Source organism: Rhodospirillales bacterium, assembly GCA_016712595.1.
Taxonomy (GTDB): domain Bacteria; phylum Pseudomonadota; class Alphaproteobacteria; order Rhodospirillales; family Defluviicoccaceae; genus Defluviicoccus.
On sequence record JADJQT010000001.1, the window covers coordinates 1,615,994 to 1,634,953 of the forward strand.

Here is an 18,960-nt window from a genome sequence, read left to right on the forward strand (position 1 = left end):
AGGGGGGCGGGTTTCACAGAGCCTTTCCCATACCCGACGATTAAGTTTTCGGTCGGCTATGGACATGCGGCTCGCTGGGATGATCTCCGACGGTGTGCTCGTGGCTGTCGAGGCGAAGGTCGACAGGCACGAGCCAGAGATGACCGTGGCGGACGCCGCGTTGTGCGGTGATGGTGCCGGCGAAAGCGGTGACCTGCTGCGTCGGCCCGCGCAGGATGGCGGCCTCCATGCAATTTTCATGATCGAGATGAAGGTGGATCGTCGAGATCGTCAGATCGTGGTGCGCGTGCTGCGCCTCGATCAGGCGTCGCGGCAATTCCCGCTCTGAATGATCGTAGACATAGGTCAGGCACCCGATGCAGGCGGGCGCCGAGACGCTGGCGAAGCGCTCTCGCTCCAGCCGCTCGCGCACGAGGTCGCGAAAAGCCTCCGAGCGGTTGCTGTAGCCGCGAAGTTGCATGAGTGCGTCGAACTCCGCGAGCAACGCGTCGTCGACGGAGATCGTGATCCGCTGCATCGCCTGGGTCTCCCATCGTTCCTTGGTGCGCGACGGTCCTTGCATTCGCGCCGACGCGTGGTATGAAGAATTCGCAGATCATCATACCGGCGCGGGGCGCGGCAAAAGCATCGCGCAAATCAACGATGCCGGACCGCCACCCGGTCCGCCAACCAAGAATCGATGGAGACGGGACATACGAACATCGACGACAGGGGCGATCGTAAGCGTTGGTTTTCTCCTACTCGCGCCCGGCGGAGATGCGCAGGCGCATTTCCAGGTGGTTAAGCCCTCGACCGACACGGTTACCGCGGAAAGCGGTGGTAACGTTCTGATCGATCTTATCTTCACGCACCCGATGGAGCGCGGCCCGGTGATGACCATGGAGCGCCCCCAACGCTTCGGCGTCAAATCGGGCGGCACGATCGAGAATCTCGATGCGCGTCTGCGGGCGACGACGCACGACGGCAAGCAGGCGTGGCAGGCGTCCTACGAGATCAAGACACCGGCGGACTACGTCTTTTTCGTCGAGGCGAAGCCGTACTGGGAGCCCAGTGAAGGCAAGATGATCGTGCACTACGCCAAGGTCGTCGTCGATGCCTACGGAGCGGGTGAAGGCTGGGACGAACTGGTCGGGTTGCCGGTGGAAATCCGTCCGCTGACCCGTCCTTACGGCGTTTGGACAGGCAACGTTTTCCGCGGTGTCCTCGAGCGCGATGGCCGGCCGGTGCCCGACGCCGAGGTCGAGGTCGAATGGATGAACGACAGCTCGGTGACGCCGCCGTCGGATGTCTTCATTACCCAGGTGGTCAAGACCGACGCCGCGGGCGAATTCGCCTACGGCCTGCCGCGCGCCGGCTGGTGGGGCTTCGCCGCCTTGACTCAAGGCGAGAAGACGATGAAGAACCCGGCCGGCAAGGATGTCCCGGTCGAACTCGGTGCGCTGATGTGGATCCGCGCCGTGGACATGAAGTAGCGGCGAGGAGCCGCAGGCAAAAAATAACGGCGAGGAACCGCGGACATGGCGCATATTCCGGATGGCGTGCTTTCGGCGCCGGTGCTGGTCGGTGGCGTCGCCGCCGCGTCCATGCTTCTCGCCGTCTCGCTCAAGCGATTGGATTACGAAAAGATCCCACAGGCGGCGTTGCTGTCCGCCGTGTTCTTCGTCGCGTCGCTGGTCCACATCCCGGTCGGTCCGACGAGCGTTCATCCCCTGCTCGGCGGGCTGATAGGCCTTGTGCTCGGCTGGTCCGCCGTACCGGCGATCCTGGTGGCGCTGACCTTGCAGGCCCTCTTTTTCGGCTTTGGCGGCCTGAGCACTCTCGGGGTCAATGTCGTCGACATGGCCGTGCCGGCGCTTTTGATCGCGGCCGTTCTTGGCCCGCTTTTGCGTCGACTCGAATTACCGCGCGCCATCTTTGCACTTGGCGCATGCGCGGGAGCCGGCGCGGTCGCGCTGACTGCGCTGTTCGTCTGCGCGGCTCTGGCGCTGAGCGGCCCTGAATATCGTCCCGCCCTCGGCATCGTGCTGCTGAGTTACGGGCCGCTGATGGTGATTGAGGGGGCGCTGACCGGTGCGGCGGTGGTGCTGCTGAAGAAGGTCAAGCCGGAGATCCTCGGCGTGGGGAGTCCGGCGCATGCCTGAGTTGGCCGTGCGACCGGCGCGCGCCTTGCGCGTGCCAATGCTGTCGACGGCCGTGCTGGCGGTGGCCGTTTTGGCAGTGGCTGTTTTGGCAGTGGGCATGCTGGCGATGGCGGTGCTGGCAGCATCACCGGCTTACGCCCACAAGTTGAAAGTATTTGCCACCGCCGTCGGTCCGCGCATCGATGGCAGCGCCTATTTCGTCGGCGGCGGCCCGGCGCGGGGAGCGAAAATCGTCGTCGCCACACCGGGAGGCGAGACACTGGCGCTGCTGCAGACGGACGACGACGGCAAGTTCGCGATCACTGCAACTCGGCGTGTCGATCACGTCATCATCGTCGATTGTGGCGACGGGCACGTCGCCCGTTTCGTCATCGCCGCCGAAGATCTTCCGGCTTCGTTGCCCGAATCGTCGCAGGCCGGCGCCCAGGCAGCGGTCAACCCAAATGTTTCGCGTCCGTCCGTCGAGGAAGCGATGCAGCCGGCGGGAAAAGCGGGGCCGGAGGCGCTCCCGGACGCCGTCGCCGCTGCGGTCGCGGCGCAAATTCGCCCCTTGCGCGAGCAGCTCAACGCCTTCGAGGACGAAGTCCAGCTTCGCGACATCTTGGGTGGTCTTGGCTACATCCTCGGTCTTGCCGGTCTCGCTGCGTGGCTGCGCGCACGCCAGAGGGAGCGGGCACGGCGTTGATGAACCTGCTCACCGCCGACGCCCGAAATGGCAACGGGGAAGAAACGGGCTTCGTCCAAAAGGTCGAGCCTCGCGTGCGCATTCTCTTGAGCCTCATCTTCGCGGCGGTGACCTTGGCGCTGCGTTCTCCCGCGCTGCTGGCTGCGGCGCTGGCGCTGGCGGGCGCGCTCGCCTGTCTGGCACGCCTGCCGCCCGCGCCGCTGCTGCGCCGACTTCTCGCGCTCGAGGCCTTCATGGTGCCGGTCGTGCTGTTCCTGCCGTTCACCGCGCCGGGGCCGGCCATCGCCGAGATCGCCGGCTACGCGCTCAGCCGCGACGGCATAGAGCAGGCGCTGCGCCTGGTTCTGACCAGCAACGCCGTTGCTCTCACCCTGCTGTCGCTCGTCGGCACCATCGAGCCGACGACGCTGGGGCATGCGCTGCTGCAACTGGGCGTTCCCGACAAGCTCGCGCGCATGCTGCTGTTGACGGTGCGTTACGTTGCCGTGCTACACGGCGAGTACGCCCGGCTCCGGCTCGCCATGCGGGCGCGGGCGTTCCAGCCGCACTCCGACCGCCATACGTGGACGAGCTTCGGCTACCTTTTCGGCATGCTGCTCGTCCGCAGCTTCGAGCGTTCGGAGCGCGTTGGTCAGGCAATGAAATGTCGCGGCTTTTCCGGCCGCTTTCTGACGCTGGACGCATTGCCGCCGACACGCGCCGATTGGGCCTTCGCAGGTGTCTTGTCCGCCGCGATTGCCACGCTCGGTGTTTGCCAGTTCGTCGTAGCGTGACACTGCTCTTTTCGCTGCAGGACGTCGGCTTTGCCTATCCCCATGGGCCCGCGATTCTCTCGCGGGTCAACTTCGAGTTGCGGCCGCGGGAGCGCGTGGCGATCATCGGCGCCAACGGCTCCGGCAAGACGACACTGCTGCACCTGCTCGTCGGATTGTGCAAACCGACAGCCGGATACCTCGTCGCTTTCGGTGCGGCGCGGAGCAGCGAAGCGGATTTTCGCGAGGTCCGCGCCCGCGCAGCGCTCCTCTTCCAGGACCCCGAAGACCAGCTCTTCTGCCCGACCGTCCTCGAAGACGTGGCGTTCGGTCCGCTGAACCTCGGCAAAACCCGCAAGCAGGCGGTTGGCATCGCCGAGCGCGTCCTTTTGGCGCTGGGCCTTGAGGGCTACGGCGCGCGCATCACCCACAAGTTGTCCGGCGGTGAAAAGCGGCTGGTCTCACTGGCAGCGGTGCTGGCGATGGAGCCCGATGCTCTGCTGCTTGACGAGCCGAGCAACGGGCTCGATACCGCTGCGCACGCGCGCCTGATCCATCACCTTGCCGCCTTGCCGCAAGCCCTCGTTCTCGTCTCCCACGACGAGCGCCTGATCGAAGCCTTGGCGACGCGCACTCTGCTGCTGCGTGATGGCGAGCTACAGACGCTCAACCGCTCGGAAACTTCCGACGCCACTCCCGATACGACCGAGAGTCGACAACAACCCCTCCCGATTAGCTGAACCCGCCGGACAGGACAACGCCACCCAGCACGGCCGCATAGTGGCAGGCGGCGGCGGCGGCGACGAAGCCATGCCAGATGGCCTGCTGGTAGGCGAGTTGTTCCCAGAGATGAAACAGGACGCCGGCACTGTAAAGCACGCCCCCGATCGCCAGCAGCACGACGGCCGGAGTCGCCATCGCAGTCGACAAGGGGCCGATCACCACCAGAATGGTCCAGCCGAGGAAAAGGTAAAGCAGGACGGAGAGGCGCTCGAAGCGGTTTATCCAGATCAGCTTGAGCGTCACGCCGACGCCGGCGACCGCCCAGACGTAGACCAACAGCCAGCGTGCCCATCCGGCGTCGAGCTTCATCTGCAAAAACGGCGTGTAGGTCCCGGCGATCATCAGGAAGATCGCCGCGTGATCGAGCCGGCGCAGGAGGTCCTTGTGCCGCGAGGAGGGCAAGGCGTTGTAAAGCGCTGAAGTTGTCAACATCGCCAGCAGTCCGGCGGCGTAAACCAGCAGGCTCATCGTCAGCCGGTCATTTGCCTGCGGGATTGCCACCACCATAAGCACGACGACACCGACGAGACCGGCGGAGATCGCCACGCCGTTCACGCAACAATCGGCGATCCTTTCATTGCGGCTGAGCGGGCGTGGCAGGGAAGTGCGAACACCCCAGGTTCGATACGCCATCGTCCCACTCCGTGCATCATGGCCGGCGCAGCGTTCAATCGCTGACGCGCAGCATCTCGATCAGCGCGCGCAGTCCCGCCGGCAGTTGCCGGCGACTGGGATAATATAGGAACAGGCCGGGAAATGGCGGACACCAGTCGGCGAGGACGCGCATCAGTCGTCCGCTGTCGAGATGCTGTGCGGCGTATGCCTCGAAGACAAAGGCCAGTCCGGCACCCCCCAGCGCCGCGTCAAGCATCAGCATCTGGTCGTCGAGGGTGAGCGGGCCGTCGACGTCGACCTCAAGTTCAACGCCGTCCTTCTCCAGTTCCCAGGCATAGAGCGCGCCGCTGGCGAAGCGGTAGCGAATGCAGGCGTGCGCGCGCAGGTCGTGCGGCGTCTGAGGTGGCGGCCGCTGCGCGAAGTAATCCGGCGCTCCCACGACGGAAAAGCGCACGTCCCGGCTGACGCGGACCGCCACCATGTCCTGGGCAATCCGCTCGCCGAAGCGGATTCCGGCATCGAAACCGCCGGCGACGATATCGATCAGCCGGTCATCGGTGGCGATCTCGAGGTGAATCGCCGGGTAGGCCGCGATGAAGCGGGCAATGACCGGCGCCAGGATCAGCCGTGCCGCGGCGCGGCTGACGTTTACGCGCACCGTGCCCCTCGGCGTGTCGCGAAACGCGTTCACCGTTTCGATCGCCGAAGCGATGTCGGCGAGCGCCGGATGCAGGCTGGCGAACAGCCGCTCACCTGCCGCCGACAGGCGGACACTGCGCGTCGTGCGGTTGAGCAGGCGCACGCCGAGCCGTTCTTCGAGGCCGCGCACAGCGTGGCTGAGCGCCGACGGCGACACACCGCGCTCGACAGCCGCGCGGCGGAAGCTCCGATGAACGGCGACGGCGGCGAAGTCGGCGAGATCTGCGAGGTCGGAGCGCGAAATTGATGAATTTTCCTCACTAAGCTATACACGATTATCCGGCTTATCGTCGGCTCGACAAGGGACCATTTCAGCCGCAGGCCATTCCGGCCCGTGTTTCCGACACCGGGCCCTGGCTCCCTTGGAGGAGAGCTGCAATGCAACGACGAACCCTCGGCCAGACCGGGCAGAGCATTTCCGCCATTGGCCTCGGTTGCATGGGCATGTCCGAGTTCTACGGTACCCGCGACGACGCGCAGTCACTGGACACGCTGGCCGCCGCCCTTGATCTCGGCATCGATTTTTTCGATACCGCCGATATGTACGGCTCCGGGCATAACGAAGAGTTAGTTGGACGCTTTCTTGCCGGCCGGCGCGATCGGGTGGTGCTGGCGACGAAGTTCGGCATCGTCCGCGTGCCGGGCTCGAATGAGCGGCGGATCGACAATTCGCCGGCCTACGTCCGTGCCGCCTGCGAGGCGTCGCTCAAGCGGCTGGGCGTCGAGGTGATCGATCTTTACTACGCGCACCGTCGCGATCGCAGCGTTCCGATCGAGGAGACGGTGGGGGCGATGGCTGAACTCGTTGCCGCCGGCAAGGTGCGGTTTCTCGGGCTCTCGGAAGTCTCGCCGGCGACCTTGCGCCGCGCCCACGCGGTGCACCCGATCGCCGCCGTGCAGAGCGAATACTCCTTGTGGACGCGGGACCCGGAAGGCGGGATGCTCGACGCCTGCCGCGACATCGGCGCGACCTTCGTCGCCTACTCGCCGCTCGGCCGCGCGTTTCTCACCGGCGCGGTGGTCTCCGTCGACGCGCTTGCTCCGGACGATTTCCGCCGGCAGAATCCGCGATTCCAGGGTGAAGCGTTCGTCAGCAACAAGCGCCTCGCCGATGCGCTGGCGACGTTTGCCGCCGCACGGGGAAAAACGCCGGCGCAGATTGCCCTTGCCTGGCTGATTGGCAAGGAGCCGCGCGTCGTGCCGATCCCGGGGACGAAACGGCGAGACTATCTGCACGAGAACGCGGCAGCCGTAAAGATTACCCTCACGCCCGACGAGATAAGCACGCTCGACGCAATGTTTGCTCCCTCCGCCATCGCCGCCGAGCGCTATGCCGCGGCAGGAATGCAGAGCATCGAGGCCTGAGTCTTCGGGTTTCGCGCGCTGCTATCGCCTGTGTAAAGAGCCGCTCGGCGGCTGGACATCCCGCCAGCGAAGCTGATATAAGCGCTGCCTCCGCCGGGAGCCCCGGATCGTGTCGTTTCCGATGCGATTTGGTGGCGATCGTCGTGCCCAGGTAGCTCAGTTGGTAGAGCAGCGGACTGAAAATCCGCGTGTCGGTGGTTCGAATCCGCCCCTGGGCACCACCCTTTCAATGGCTTGAGCGAAGTCATCGCTCCGCTTAGTCTACCGCGAGGAGACCTGTGCGCGGGTGGCGCTGGACTGACCGGTATGTCTTTGATTCAGATGTGGCTGTTGTGGTTTTGGAGGGAGTGATGGCGCATCGGGTAATCGGAGTCGCTACACGAAAGTGAGCTGCATGTCCGCCAGGTGAGGACGAAAGATGTCCTTTCCGTCACGCGGCGAGCAGCGACGCCTTGGTCCTGAGCGCCCGCAGCTCGCCCGGTGTAAGCTGGCCTTCGGCGTCTTAGGCGTAGTCGCCGGCAAGCGACAGATGCTCCCACCCGAACGGCGCGACGTGCCGCATCATTTCAGGCCCGACGCCGAGTTCGCCGGCGGCGAGTTGAAGATTGTGACCGACTTGAGTGCCGCCAACTTCGATTTCATCTCGTGAACAGGGGATCCGAGCGCTTGCAACGGGCATCGATGCGGGCGGTGCTCCGGGGTGGCGCTCATCGGCCGGGCAGATCGAGCGTCTCGATGCGGAGATGCCGGCCGGTCGGCCGGCGCCCTGGCGAATAACGAAACGTTAAACATTTCGCCCTAACCTGCAGAGGTCGGAAAAGCCGGCCGGTGTCGGCGTTCGCCCAAGAGGATCATGCGATGTCGACGACGATCAACAGCCTTTATCCGGGGATGGTGGCGCCGAACACGCGCAACTGGCAGACGGCGCTGCATCCGGACGTCAGCTCGCTGCTCGGCCGGCTCTATCCGCAGGACCAGGTGAGCCTGTCGCCGACGGCGAAGCTGATGCTGATGGTACAGGAGCAGATGGCCAAGGCCGCCGGCGGCGGCGCAGCGATGCCGAGCACCGAGGAGCGCTGGGCGGCGCTGCAGCAGATCGCCGCCGCCGCCGCCCAGGGCACGCCGCTGTGGCAGGGCGGCGATGTCGCCCCCGCCTCGTCGACCGCTGACACGCCGACGAGCATGACCGTGAGTGCGCACACCTTTGTCACGGGTTACGAGCGCGCGGTGGTCACCGGCGGCAGCGGCGGAGACGACATTCAGGCTCTGAACGACGTGGTGATCTCGGGCGGCGTCGGGGACGACCACCTTTATGCCAGGTCCAGCGCCGTGCTCTCCGGCGGCGACGGGCGCGATTGGTTGCAGGCCGGCAAAAACGCGGTGATCTCGGGCGGTGCCGGCTCCGACCATGTTTACGTCAATTCCAACGCCGTCGTCTCGCTGGACGAGGGCGACGACATGGTCCTCGCCAGCGGCGACAATTGCGTGATCTCCGGCGGCAGCGGCAGGGACCGGATCGACGTGCGGGGGGCCAACGCCATCGTCTCCGGCGGTGATGACGAAGACATCATCATGACCGGCCAGAACGCCCAGGTCTCGGGTGGAACCGGACAGGACGAGATCACTACGGGAGCCGGTTCGACCGTCGAGGGCGGCGAGGGCAACGACGTCCTCTACGTCGCCCACGACAGCACCATCGTCTTCGGTCGCGGCGACGGGCAGGACCGGGTCTACGGCTACTTACGATCGGCTCATGCCGGTTCCGGCGGGAACAACTACGGCGCGGCGAGCGGCTTCGTGCGCGACAGCACCATCGCGTTCCGCGAGGGCGTGAGCGCGTCCGACCTCGCGGTCAGCGAGGCCGACGGCAACCTCACGATCGCCATCAACGGCACCACCGACCGGATGACCATCTACGGCTATTCCGACCAGGACAACCTGAAGCTCTCGTTCGCCGACGGCACCACCGCAGCCCTCGCCAGCTTCCCCCGCCAGGCCCCGAGCGCCTGACCGGCGGCCATGCGTCGTCGACGAGAGGCGAGACCAACCGTACGACCCTCCGGTCCCCATTGGAAAGGGCCGGGAGTGGCCGATGATCTCGCATCGCACCATCGGCCAGCAGCAGGTCCGGCAAAGGACCCTTTGATGGTCAAGCCCGCACCTGTCCAGCAATGCACCTTGACGACGGCTTTCCGGACGCGTTGATTACCGGACGGGAAGCTGGACAGGGACAAGGTTGGCGGTGGCGCTCATCGGATATGCGAGGGTATCGACCGCGGAACAGGATGCCGCCCTCCAGCTCGACGCGCTCAGCGCGGCCGGCTGCGATCCGCTCTTCGAGGATCACGCCTCCGGTGCCAAGGCCGATCGGCCCGGCTTGGCCGAGGCGCTCTCTTACGGCCGCTCCGGCGACACGCTCGTCGTCTGGAAACTCGACCGGCTCGGCCGCTCGATGGCGCATCTCATCGACACGGTCCGCTGGCTCGAGGCGAAAGGTGTAGGCTTCCGCTCGCTCACCGAAGGCGTGGATACCACGACGCCGGGCGGCACGCTGATCTTCCACCTGTTCGGAGCGCTCGCACAGTTCGAGCGCGACCTCATTCGTGAGCGTACCCGCGCCGGCCTGAAAGCAGCCGAGACGCGCGGCCGCAAAGGCGGTCGAAAACCGACGGTCACGCCCGACAAGCTCGCCCGGGCCCGGCTGCTGATCACCGGCGGGCTGAAGGTGCGCGAGGCTGCCGCGCGACTAAAGGTAGGAAAGTTAACGCTCTACAACGCGCTCGGCCGAACCGGAGCCGCTCAGCCAGAGTGAGTTCGCCGTTCGTTCTATTCTGGCGTACACCGCGTTTACAAACAAAACGCAGCAAAATCGTTGAACAAAGCTGCTTTCTGGCTGATTCTAGTGACGTTCGGGATAGTCGGGTGGTGGCGATGTCAGATTTGGTTCGATCGACGCTGGCTGGGATCAGGACGGTCGATGACATGGTGCGAGCGTTCAGCGACGAGGAGCGCTGCCGCCGCCTGATGGAAAGCATGATCTGGCCGACCGGGCGGGTCTGTCCGGCGTGTGGATACCGACGTTCGATCGCGCTCGCCGGGCGGGATATGGGGAATTGGCGGGCGAGACCCGGTCTCTACCAGTGCTCGAACGGCAGTTGCCGGTTCCAGTTCACGGTGACGACACGAACGCCGCTGCACTCTACCAAGCTGCCGCTCGCCACTTGGTTGAAGGCGCTGTGGCTGACCCTGCAATCCGATAAGGGGCTGTCGTCGGTGCGCCTGGCCGAGGCCCTCGGCGTGAGCCAACCCACGGCTTGGCGCATGGGGCACGCCCTGCGGCTGATGATGGCGCGCGAGACCCAGCTGGAGGGAACGGTCGAGATCGACGAATTTTATCTTGGCGGCCGTCCGCGCAAACAGCGGGACACACCGCCGGTCGGCCGTGGCCGGAAAGGCCAGAAGCGGACGACCAAGGCGTGCGTCCTCGCGGTGGTCGAACGACCGCGTGACGCGGAGATCGGGACGGTCGCGGGTGGCGCACGGGCCTCGGTGGTGGTCGACCTCTCTGCCGTCGAGACCGAACGAGTCCTCGAGAAGGAGGTCGACGTGGCCGCGACCCATCTGATGAGCGATGCGTGGAGCACCTTTGCCGCCGTCGGCCAGAGCTTCGCAGCGCACGATACGGTTCAGCATGCCAAGCGCGAATATGCGCGCGGCACGGTCCACGCCAATTCCGTCGAGGGGTTCAATTCCCGCGTCCGCCGTACCGTCGCCGGCGTGTTCCATCATATCAGTCCGGAGCACGCCGACCTCTACTTCCACGAGATGGGCTTCCGGTGGTCACAGCGCGTCGTCGCGGGCCAGACCACCCGCCGGTCACCCCGTGGACGGGAGCACGTTCGAACCCTCTGGGACCGCATCCCGCCTGCTATGCAACTCGTTGCGGTCCTCAGAACCGCCGTCGGCCGCCAACTCCGCCGAACCCGCAACGGCAGCATCTCGATCAAATCGCCAATCGCTGCGTTTTGCTTATAAACGCGGCGTACACGCAGCTAACTTTCGTGTAGCGACCCCCGATCGGCCGGTTACGCAGCAACGATGGATGCTAACTCTTCCGTAACTGTGCCCAGCTTATCGATCGGCCGGTTTGCCGCGCTGATCGAGCCATGACTGGGCCTCGGTTGCCACGGCTGGCACGTTGTCGCGCAGGGCGAGGTCGCGAGCGCGCTGGAGCCAGCCGACCGCGTCGCCGGGATCGTCGGATAGAGCTGCGCTCCGACCGGCACGCAGGAAAAGATCCGCCGCTGCCATCGCGTCGCCGCGGGCTTCCGCCGCGCCACCGGCGAGCGCCAGGGCGCGCGCCATTCCGCGATCATCGCCTAGCGCCCGGCGCCGGTCGGCTGCCTTAATGAATTCCTTCCCGGCGGCGATCGGGTCCCCCTGGCGAAGGGCTACCCGGCCGGAGAGCTCGTCCCGGTCGGCGCCGCTCGCCTCGTTCGGCGTCTGGCTAAGGGCGGCGAGAGCCGCCGCCAGTGCCGCGGTGTCGCCGTCGTCATCGGCCACCAGACCGGTGAGGAAGGTGGCGCGTGCCACTGTTTCGGCCGAGGCCGATGGCAGAAGCACGATCCGTGCCGCCTGATCCGCCGCGGCGCTTGCCACACCGGTGCGGTAAAGGGCGACGGCTTCGACAAGTTCCAGGTCGGCCGGAACCTCGGCGCCGCGGCGGACGAGTTCGCCACGGGTCGAACGGGAAACATCGAGTGCCGTGGCCGGGTGGCCACGGTTGAGCTCGACGATGGCGAGGTTGTAGCCCCCGTCACCAATCCCTTGCAGGTCGTCGCGCCGAAAGGCCTGGTCGAGCGCCTGGCGGTAGAGCGTCGCCGCCTGATCCGACCGGCCCTGTCCGTAAGCGAGGCGGGCCAGCCGTTCGGTCTGCACGAATGCCGGATCGCTCGGGGGTGGCGGGGAAGAACCACCGCAACCCGCGAGCGCCGACAGCGCGCCCAGGGCGAGCATGCTAAGCGCGAACGTGGGACGGCAGTTCACGGCCGCGCCTCCACTGGCGATAATCGCTGACCGAGCTCACTCTGCCCGTCTCCACCGCCGCCAAGCACCCAGAGCGAGCGGAGCTGAACCAGCAGGCGCTCCAGTTCCAGCGTCGTCTGCTGTGTCTGGGTAACCAGTGCCGGCAACGCCGGTGTCGCCTGACTGAGGTCGCGGCTGACGACGCGCAGCGAGGCAAGTGACTGATCGACGTTGGCGACGATGTGCGGGATCGCTCCCGTCTGCTCGCTCACCGACCGGCTCACCACGCTGAGGTTCTTGGTGATCGTCTCCAACTCGCGGGTGATCGTTTGCACCTGCCCCGCCGCGGTGCTCACCGATGCCACCGCTCGGCGCAACTCGTCCTCGGTGCGCTTATCGGCAACCAGCATGCCTGCGGCCCCCTTTCCTTCGGCGATCGTCCGGCTGATGCTGCTGACGTTGGCCAGAACCTGGTTGAGCGGCCCGTCCGGGGATCGCAATTGCGTGGCGAAGTCGGCCAGCGCGGTCACCGCTCGCCCGGTCTGATCGATGATCGGCAGGATCCGTTCCCGCAGGTCGGTGATCAGCGCGCCGAGATCCTCGGTGGGGGCGCGATCGACCTTCGCTTCGATCACGGCAAATTTCCAGTCGAGAGGCTCGTCCGTACCGCGGGTGATCTCGAGATAAGCGGCACCGGCAATGCCGAACTGCTTGCGGATGTAGGCCGCGGAGTCGCGACGGACGAACCCCCGCATGTCGTTATTGATCTCCGCCTCGGCGTAAAAGCTCTGCTTGGGATCGATGACGATGCGGCTGACTTGACCCGCATTGGTGCCGAGGATCTCGACGGACGCGCCGGCCGACAGCCCGAACAGGCCTTGCGCCGGAAGCACGATCTTCAGATGTGCCGGCGGATTGAGCCAACGATTGATGATCCCGCCCTCGAGCACGGCGAGGACCACGACAACGACCGCGAAAAGCACGAGGGCGCCGACGGCTTCGTTGGCGTAACGGCCTCGCTGGAAGACCCGGCTCATCGCCGATCTCCGACGCTCTGAAATGACGCCCGATAGAGAACATCGCGAAGCCGGTAGCGCTCGGTTGCCGGCACGCTGTCGTCCGCCCAGACTGCCCGGTCTTCGGTGAACCAGAGCACGGCGGCATCCCGGTCGCGGGCCCGGCGGATGACGTTGACCAGCGGTTCGATAACGCTCTCGCCCAATCCCAGCGTTGGCTCCTCGAGGATTACCAGGGCCGGCCGGCCGAGGAACGCGCGCACGCAGGCGGCGCGCTGCCGATCGCTTGCATCGACCTGTGTCGGCAGGCCGACCGGTATGCCCGGCAGGCCGAAACGCACCGCGAGATCGACGGCGTCGGCCTTCAGCTCGGCAATCGGTCGCCGCGTGTGGTAGCGGTGTGCCAGGAGGATATTGTCAAAAACTGGCAAGTTCTCGATCCAGTTGCCGTGACGCAGGACGTGGCCGATGCGGCCGCGCATCGCATCCGCGTGCGATGGCGGCAATGCGGCCCAATTACGACCGAGGAAGCTGACACTGCCGCCCAAAGGCGCCGCCAGTCCGGTCGCGAGATCGATCAGCGTCGCTGCCTGTCGCCAGTCGCTAACGTCAATCAGTAGCAACGATCCTGCGGCAACGCTGAGGGTAAGGGGCGTCTTGACGTGGGCGGCGTGGCCTGCAGGCGGGTCCGCCTCCCGGAAGTCGAGGACAATCGGTTGAATCGGCCGGGACGGGGTACCGTTGCCGTCCATTCGCTTCGCCCCCTAAAGCAACACGCTCATCAGACCGCTGATCAGGAATACGGCCAGGACTGCGGTGAAGAAACCTCGGGTGATCAGCTCCCGGACCTCCAGGTGCCGGGCATCGGCATCAAAGACCACCAGCGTGCTGACGATACCGAGAGCGAAGCCGATGGTCAGCGTCTTCAATGGAAGGATAACGAAGTCCGTGGCGGTCATCGCTTGCAGGACGGTATCGAGAAAGGCGAAGAGCGAGCGCTGTGACACGCCAAGCGCATAGCCGAACAGGTGCCCGAGGACGAGCGCCGTGACCACGAAGACGATCGTTAAGGAAAACTGGCTGAGTGCCAGCGCCACCACCCGCGGCATGACCAAGTAGCGGAACGGATCGATCCCCTGAAGCGCGAGCATCCGCACCTGGCCGTCGCGGCGCATCAAGCTCAGATCGATCATCATCGCCGTGGCACTGCGCCCGACGAGAATGAGGCCCATGATCACCGGTGCAACCTCGCGGATCAACAGTAGGACCAGCACCCTGCCGACGAGGTCAAGCTGACCGGTCACGCTCAGCCAGTAGGACGCTTGCATGACCATGGCCACGCCGAACAGGGCACCACTGATCATTGCCGCGCGCAGGCCGCTGACGCCGGCCTGGGTCATCGTCCGCATGAATTCGGCCTTCACCGGCGCGCGCCATGATGCCGGTTGGGCGCCGACTAGGCACACCGCCGCTGCCATGCCCGCGGCGGCAAGAATCCAGCGGATCAGACCGACAATCGGCCGGCCGGTCATGGCGAGAAGTAGCCGTACCCTGAGTGACAAGCGGCGTGCCGTCCGACCGGCGCCGGTACCTCCCACGCCTCTTGGGATTGCTCCGGGGCCGGTCGTCACAGGCGCCCCTTCAGCAGATAGGTCGAGAGTTCTCCTTCGTGCTCGACGTAGAAAGCGCCGCGGCTTCGCGCCGCGTAGTCGTTCGCGAGGCACCGATAGGCGCGACCGGTAACTTGGATCATTCCGGGGGGGGCGGTGGTGGCCATGGCCTGGGCAACGCGGACGGCATCTCCCCAGATGTTGAACGCAAAGTGGCCGAAGCCGACGCTGCTGCCGACCACAGTACCCTGGTCAACACCAATGGCCAAATCCAGTGGCCGCGCCAAACCGGCAAACGCATCACCGCAGAATGCCTGGATGTCCAGCGCCAACTCGGCAATTGCTCGGGCGTGCTGGATCGCATCGCCGCTGAAGCCTTCGATGGCGACGATCTGATCGCTGACGATTTTCAGGTAGTCGATCTCATGCGTCTCGGCGATGCGCTGCAAGGCGCAGACGACGTCGTTGAGCACCGGCGAGCGCTCCGGGCCGCCCGATGCCGCCCGCTCCACGGCGGCCATGACCGGGTCGACGAAGCGCATCACCATGACCGCCGCATCGGCGAAGATGGCGCTTGCCACCTTATCGCCGCCGAGCCCGTGTGCCGCCAGCCGGTCACAAAACCGCTCTGAACGCTTTCCCCCAATCGACGCGGTCCGCATCGCCGCGAACGGGGCCACGTTATGGCGCGCGACGGTCGCGGCGGCCGGAGTCTTATGGAGCGCGGGCGGCGTGGCATCGTCGGGCGCGATGACGGCTGTTGCCACCACGGCAGGAGCCCTCGCGGAAAAGCGGGGCGCAAGCATGCGTGTGACCGACCAGACGAAACTCAGCGTATCGGCGTCGTTCAGCGACGTCTCGGCGAGATCCTCGATCCAGACCGCTCCCTCGACGCGGTCGCGCGATTGAATCGGGACCGCCAGCAGGGTCCGGCAGCCGGCGGGGCTTAGGTAGACACGAGAGAGATCGGTGGTACGCGGATCGGCCGCAGCATCAGCGACCGGCACCACCTCTCCCCCTCGCAGCGCCTCGATGAGCAGCGGGCAATCGGCTTCGGTGATCTGGCGGCCGGACGTATGTCCGCGCGTCTCTCGATCGTAGCAATCTTCGCAGATCAACACCGGCCGTCGGGCATCGAAGCGCCAAAGGCTCACCCGCCGCGCCCGCAGCGCGTCAGCCACCGTTGCCGTCAATCGTTCCCCACCGCTGCGGTCATCCGGATCGAACATGTCGACCGACGTGGCCAAGTCGGCGAAGGCCTGGCGCTGTGTCTGCCATGTCCGCTCGCGCCTGCGGAGCGCGCGGGCGAGGCGTTCGGTCTGCCAGCTTTGACGGGCGAGGAGGATGGCCAGCGCAACCGCGAAGCCGACCACGCCCAGCGACATCAGCAGAGCAGTGCGGTTGTTGGCGGCAACGAACCCGACGAAATCGTCTTCCGGAACGACGAACACCAGCGACCAGTCACGGCCGACGATCTCGCGCAACGATGAAGACGCGATGATAATCCGCTTTCCCCCTTCGTCCATCACCTGCCATCCTGGTCCGATGATGCGCAGCCGGTCGTACGCATGGGCCAACACCGGATCGCCGATCGCATCGATCCGTGCCGGAACCGGCCTGCCGTTCTCTTCGGTCATCATCCGCTGGGGATCGGGGTACGCAACCAGGCGGCCCTCATGATCGATGATCATCGCCCGGCCGGTTTTGCCGATTTCGAGGCCAGCAAGAAAACCGCTCAGCGCTTTCAGGCTGATATCGACTCCGGCCACTTCGGCGGGGCGATCGGCCGGCGTGGCAAGCTGGCGCGATACGGTGATCCCCGGCGTGCGGTCGGTGAAAAAGATGTAAAGATCGGTCCACGACACCTGATTGGCGGCGCGCAGGGCATCGATGAACCACGACCGGGTCCGCGGATCGTAGGTGTCGCTCGGGTCCTCGGTCCGCGACAGGACGTGCCCCTCCGCGTCGCGCCGCTCCCAGGTCACGCGTCGTGCGCCGTCGCGATTTTCAATGCGCTTGATCGCAACTCCGCCCTGCGGAGCACCGTCGCCTTCGGGGGCACCGTCCCCGGGCCGCTTGACCATCAGAAAATCGCCGTTCGCATCGGCGAAGCTGACCAGCGCGACCTGTGATGCGTTGCCCAGAACGCCGATCGCGAGATTCTCGGCCAGTTGCCCCTCGCCTCTGGCGAAGACGCCGCCCGGCAGCGTGCTGTGCAACAGGTCGAGGACGCGCACCGCCGGCGCGAGATAACTCTGCAACTGCTGGCTGACGCGCTTGTCGAGGGCGGCCAGAACATCATGAGACAACGCCAGCGCGTCGCGCCGATTGCTGTAGTAGCCAAAAAAGGCCGTCGCGACGATCGAAGCGACGATAAGAAACACGATGCCGATGGGGATGCCGACGCGGATGAGGCGACGCCAAAAACGGCGACGGTGCTCGCGCGGATCGAGATCAAGATCGATGATCTCGTCATTAGACAACGCAACAGCTCCTCGAGGATACCTATCCCGCTACAATCAACCACACGTGGAGCGTTGTCACTTCTTCAAGAGGCACTCATGCCGAGCAAGGCTGCTAAGCAGCGATTCGTAGGTTTGCACACGTTTTGGATTGGCGTTCGTTGTTGAGGTCAGTGACGGCAGCATGGATGGCGCGGTCGAGATGGTCGAGGTCTCGGAAGGTCTGATGGGCGAGGAAATGCCGCTTCAGGTCACGCCAAGCATGTTCGATGTCGTTCAACTCGGGGGCGTACCTCGGCAGCCATTCGACGCACAGCCATGGCCGCGCGGCGAGGGCGGCACGCGACGCCTTGCTGGTATGAATGGGACCGTTGTCGATGACGAGCACGACCGGCTTCGTCGGTCGGCCGGGGCGCGGGCCATGGAGCTCGTCGAGCCGCGTCAGCAGAGCGATGAAATCGCTGCTTCGCTTGCTCCGGCTGGTCTCGACGACCAGCGTGCCGGCCGCGAAGTCGAGCGCGCCGATCATCGCCACCTTGCGCGCCTGGCCGGGCGCTGCGACGCGCAGGTCGGCGCCGCGCCCGGCCCACACATGCGCGAGATAAGGATGGGTGAGCGCCTCGGACTCGTCTTCGAACAGCAGCACGAGGTCGCCGGCCTGGGCCTGCTGCTTCAGCAGACGAAGCCGCAGGCCGGAGCGATCGACGGCCTGGGCGTCCTGCCGCCCCTTCAGCGTGTGCCGGGGTCGCCGCCAGCGAAAGCCCCCTTTTTGCGCATCACCACGCTCAGCCGCGACTTGGAAATCCGCTCGCCGGTGCGCCGCTCGATCTCGTTCTGCAACCGCGGCAGCGTCCAGTTCCGCCGATCGGCAACCTCGTCCGTCAGCACTGCCGAGACCACCGCCAGCGCCGCCCGCGCCTTCACCGGCTCCGGCCCCGGTGCCTTGCGGGCGCGCAGGCCCGCCACCCCCTCGCGACCGAACGTCCAGCGCCAATGGCGCACGCTGTTCGGCTCGACCGAAAACGCTTCGGCAATCCGAGCGCTCGACCAACCCTGCAGCGACAACAAAATCGACCGCGCCCGATCCGCTTCCGCCCGATCCGGCGAACCGGCCAGCGCACGCAACTCCTCGCACTGCTCCGCCGTCGCCACTACCCGAGGACGACCCGCCATGACAACACCAAAATCCAGTGATCCCTCCACCAGAGCCTGCCATATGTGGATCGCCCAAGGGAATCCTGCTTAGCAGCGCGAAGCTCCCGGGCCGCGGCACCTTGGTTCCGGCTTTCGGCAAGCTTGCCGGCGAACCACCGGCGGGATACTCCTGTTGCCAAGCCGGTTCCGGTCACGGGTCGAGGGGCCGTCGATCTCGGGGTGGTGTGATCGCCAGGACGCAGCGTGCAAGCGCATGCCGCCAGAAGGTGAGGATAATAAAAGAAACCATCTCTGCGCGGGGCGGGGATGCAAGGGCTGATGCCATTCGTCGTCAATGCCTCGGCGTCGTCGTGGTGGTGTTTTCCTGACCAGAACCGCTCTGCCGTGAACGCAGCCTCGTCCGCTATCCGTTCGCTCACCGACCAGTGCCGAACGGGGCTGGAGGCTGATGCGGCTGTCGCCCTGCGTTCCGAAGCCCATAATCACTCTTGAGCTTCGGCGGCGTTGCGGTGCCCCATATATGCGGGGAAGCACAAACGGGCACAGGTATTGCCTTCCTTGCCCCACTGCACGTTAATATTGCTGTGACAGGGAGTTACATCGTGCAACCTGCGTTGAATGGGCCATCGTCCGCCGATCCATCGCCCGATCC

The 18,960-nt window shown here is 65.8% G+C and carries 20 protein-coding genes and 1 tRNA gene; 11 read left to right on the forward strand and 10 right to left on the reverse strand.

Translation table 11 applies throughout. The annotated features are described in order from the left end of the window. Positions 1-40: 40 nt before the first annotated feature. Positions 41-517 (reverse strand): nickel-responsive transcriptional regulator NikR, encoded by a 477-nt coding sequence (gene nikR / locus IPK66_07300; protein MBK8175064.1) that lies wholly within the window; start codon positions 515-517, stop codon positions 41-43. Here nikR and IPK66_07305 point away from each other — a divergent pair. The 5 genes from IPK66_07305 to IPK66_07325 all read left to right on the forward strand — a co-directional run bounded on the left by IPK66_07305 (position 459) and on the right by IPK66_07325 (position 4,318). After that, positions 459-1,472 (forward strand): DUF4198 domain-containing protein, encoded by a 1,014-nt coding sequence (locus IPK66_07305; GenBank protein MBK8175065.1) that lies wholly within the window; start codon positions 459-461, stop codon positions 1,470-1,472. The two genes, nikR and IPK66_07305, sit on opposite strands and share 59 nt — an antisense overlap. A gap of 45 nt (positions 1,473-1,517) precedes the next feature. Next, positions 1,518-2,141 (forward strand): cobalt transporter CbiM, encoded by a 624-nt coding sequence (gene cbiM, locus IPK66_07310; protein ID MBK8175066.1) that lies wholly within the window; start codon positions 1,518-1,520, stop codon positions 2,139-2,141. A 97-nt stretch (positions 2,142-2,238) separates the two neighbouring features. Next, positions 2,239-2,826, forward strand: a complete 588-nt coding sequence (locus IPK66_07315) for a hypothetical protein (protein ID MBK8175067.1) — start codon at positions 2,239-2,241, stop codon at positions 2,824-2,826. Beyond that, complete coding sequence (gene cbiQ / locus IPK66_07320) at positions 2,826-3,599, forward strand: cobalt ECF transporter T component CbiQ (GenBank protein ID MBK8175068.1); 774 nt, start codon at positions 2,826-2,828, stop codon at positions 3,597-3,599. Before IPK66_07315 ends, cbiQ begins: the two co-directional genes overlap by 1 nt. Continuing rightward, positions 3,596-4,318: an ABC transporter ATP-binding protein gene (locus IPK66_07325; protein ID MBK8175069.1), complete on the forward strand. Its 723-nt coding sequence runs from the start codon at positions 3,596-3,598 to the stop codon at positions 4,316-4,318. Before cbiQ ends, IPK66_07325 begins: the two co-directional genes overlap by 4 nt. On the opposite strand, the gene IPK66_07330 is transcribed toward IPK66_07325, so the two are convergent. Further along, positions 4,311-4,994 carry a hemolysin III family protein gene (locus IPK66_07330; protein MBK8175070.1) on the reverse strand — a complete coding sequence of 228 codons (684 nt, stop codon included), beginning with the start codon at positions 4,992-4,994 and terminating at the stop codon, positions 4,311-4,313. The genes IPK66_07325 and IPK66_07330 overlap by 8 nt on opposite strands. A gap of 34 nt (positions 4,995-5,028) precedes the next feature. Then, positions 5,029-5,919 carry a LysR family transcriptional regulator gene (locus tag IPK66_07335; GenBank protein ID MBK8175071.1) on the reverse strand — a complete coding sequence of 297 codons (891 nt, stop codon included), beginning with the start codon at positions 5,917-5,919 and terminating at the stop codon, positions 5,029-5,031. 134 nt (positions 5,920-6,053) lie between these two features. On the opposite strand from IPK66_07335, the gene IPK66_07340 reads away from it, so the two are divergent. The 6 genes from IPK66_07340 to IPK66_07365 all read left to right on the forward strand — a co-directional run bounded on the left by IPK66_07340 (position 6,054) and on the right by IPK66_07365 (position 11,075). Then, entirely contained in the window at positions 6,054-7,040 is a 987-nt protein-coding gene (locus IPK66_07340; GenBank protein ID MBK8175072.1) for an aldo/keto reductase, read from the forward strand. 145 nt (positions 7,041-7,185) lie between these two features. Beyond that, a tRNA-Phe gene (locus IPK66_07345) sits at positions 7,186-7,261 on the forward strand. Between the two features lie 197 nt (positions 7,262-7,458). Continuing rightward, the gene (locus tag IPK66_07350; protein ID MBK8175073.1) at positions 7,459-7,689 is read left to right on the forward strand and encodes a hypothetical protein; all 231 of its coding nucleotides are present in this window, start codon (positions 7,459-7,461) and stop codon (positions 7,687-7,689) included. Positions 7,690-7,898: 209 nt separating this feature from the next. Next, the gene (locus IPK66_07355) at positions 7,899-9,050 is read left to right on the forward strand and encodes a hypothetical protein (GenBank protein MBK8175074.1); all 1,152 of its coding nucleotides are present in this window, start codon (positions 7,899-7,901) and stop codon (positions 9,048-9,050) included. 232 nt (positions 9,051-9,282) lie between these two features. After that, positions 9,283-9,852 (forward strand): recombinase family protein, encoded by a 570-nt coding sequence (locus tag IPK66_07360; protein ID MBK8175075.1) that lies wholly within the window; start codon positions 9,283-9,285, stop codon positions 9,850-9,852. 119 nt (positions 9,853-9,971) lie between these two features. Continuing rightward, positions 9,972-11,075: an IS1595 family transposase gene (locus tag IPK66_07365; protein MBK8175076.1), complete on the forward strand. Its 1,104-nt coding sequence runs from the start codon at positions 9,972-9,974 to the stop codon at positions 11,073-11,075. Positions 11,076-11,171: 96 nt separating this feature from the next. Here the strand turns inward: IPK66_07365 and IPK66_07370 are convergent, their stop codons facing one another. The 7 genes from IPK66_07370 to IPK66_07400 all read right to left on the reverse strand — a co-directional run bounded on the left by IPK66_07370 (position 11,172) and on the right by IPK66_07400 (position 18,326). Next, on the reverse strand, positions 11,172-12,086 hold the full coding sequence (locus IPK66_07370) for a hypothetical protein (GenBank protein MBK8175077.1): 915 nt from the start codon (positions 12,084-12,086) through the stop codon (positions 11,172-11,174). After that, positions 12,083-13,102, reverse strand: a complete 1,020-nt coding sequence (locus tag IPK66_07375) for an MCE family protein (protein MBK8175078.1) — start codon at positions 13,100-13,102, stop codon at positions 12,083-12,085. The genes IPK66_07370 and IPK66_07375 overlap by 4 nt, the downstream gene beginning before the upstream one ends. Next, entirely contained in the window at positions 13,099-13,833 is a 735-nt protein-coding gene (locus IPK66_07380; protein MBK8175079.1) for an organic solvent ABC transporter ATP-binding protein, read from the reverse strand. Before IPK66_07380 ends, IPK66_07375 begins: the two co-directional genes overlap by 4 nt. Positions 13,834-13,845: 12 nt before the next feature. After that, positions 13,846-14,643 (reverse strand): ABC transporter permease, encoded by a 798-nt coding sequence (locus IPK66_07385; protein MBK8175080.1) that lies wholly within the window; start codon positions 14,641-14,643, stop codon positions 13,846-13,848. 65 nt (positions 14,644-14,708) lie between these two features. Beyond that, entirely contained in the window at positions 14,709-17,174 is a 2,466-nt protein-coding gene (locus tag IPK66_07390) for a GAF domain-containing protein (protein MBK8175081.1), read from the reverse strand. Positions 17,175-17,268: 94 nt separating this feature from the next. Further along, the gene (locus tag IPK66_07395; GenBank protein ID MBK8175082.1) at positions 17,269-17,799 is read right to left on the reverse strand and encodes an IS630 family transposase; all 531 of its coding nucleotides are present in this window, start codon (positions 17,797-17,799) and stop codon (positions 17,269-17,271) included. 83 nt (positions 17,800-17,882) lie between these two features. After that, on the reverse strand, positions 17,883-18,326 hold the full coding sequence (locus IPK66_07400; GenBank protein ID MBK8175083.1) for a helix-turn-helix domain-containing protein: 444 nt from the start codon (positions 18,324-18,326) through the stop codon (positions 17,883-17,885). Positions 18,327-18,960 lie beyond the last annotated feature (634 nt).

Excerpts from the sequence above, each read along its gene's own strand:
- IPK66_07305 (MBK8175065.1), top strand. The coding sequence starts at position 459 with ATGAGTGCGTCGAACTCCGCGAGCAACGCGTCGTCGACGGAGATCGTG.
- nikR (MBK8175064.1), bottom strand. The coding sequence starts at position 517 with ATGCAGCGGATCACGATCTCCGTCGACGACGCGTTGCTCGCGGAGTTC.
- cbiM (MBK8175066.1), top strand. The coding sequence starts at position 1,518 with ATGGCGCATATTCCGGATGGCGTGCTTTCGGCGCCGGTGCTGGTCGGT.
- IPK66_07315 (MBK8175067.1), top strand. The coding sequence starts at position 2,239 with ATGCTGGCGATGGCGGTGCTGGCAGCATCACCGGCTTACGCCCACAAG.
- cbiQ (MBK8175068.1), top strand. The coding sequence starts at position 2,826 with ATGAACCTGCTCACCGCCGACGCCCGAAATGGCAACGGGGAAGAAACG.
- IPK66_07330 (MBK8175070.1), bottom strand. The coding sequence starts at position 4,994 with ATGGCGTATCGAACCTGGGGTGTTCGCACTTCCCTGCCACGCCCGCTC.
- IPK66_07340 (MBK8175072.1), top strand. The coding sequence starts at position 6,054 with ATGCAACGACGAACCCTCGGCCAGACCGGGCAGAGCATTTCCGCCATT.
- IPK66_07350 (MBK8175073.1), top strand. The coding sequence starts at position 7,459 with ATGTCCTTTCCGTCACGCGGCGAGCAGCGACGCCTTGGTCCTGAGCGC.
- IPK66_07355 (MBK8175074.1), top strand. The coding sequence starts at position 7,899 with ATGTCGACGACGATCAACAGCCTTTATCCGGGGATGGTGGCGCCGAAC.
- IPK66_07365 (MBK8175076.1), top strand. The coding sequence starts at position 9,972 with ATGTCAGATTTGGTTCGATCGACGCTGGCTGGGATCAGGACGGTCGAT.
- IPK66_07375 (MBK8175078.1), bottom strand. The coding sequence starts at position 13,102 with ATGAGCCGGGTCTTCCAGCGAGGCCGTTACGCCAACGAAGCCGTCGGC.
- IPK66_07380 (MBK8175079.1), bottom strand. The coding sequence starts at position 13,833 with ATGGACGGCAACGGTACCCCGTCCCGGCCGATTCAACCGATTGTCCTC.
- IPK66_07400 (MBK8175083.1), bottom strand. The coding sequence starts at position 18,326 with ATGGCGGGTCGTCCTCGGGTAGTGGCGACGGCGGAGCAGTGCGAGGAG.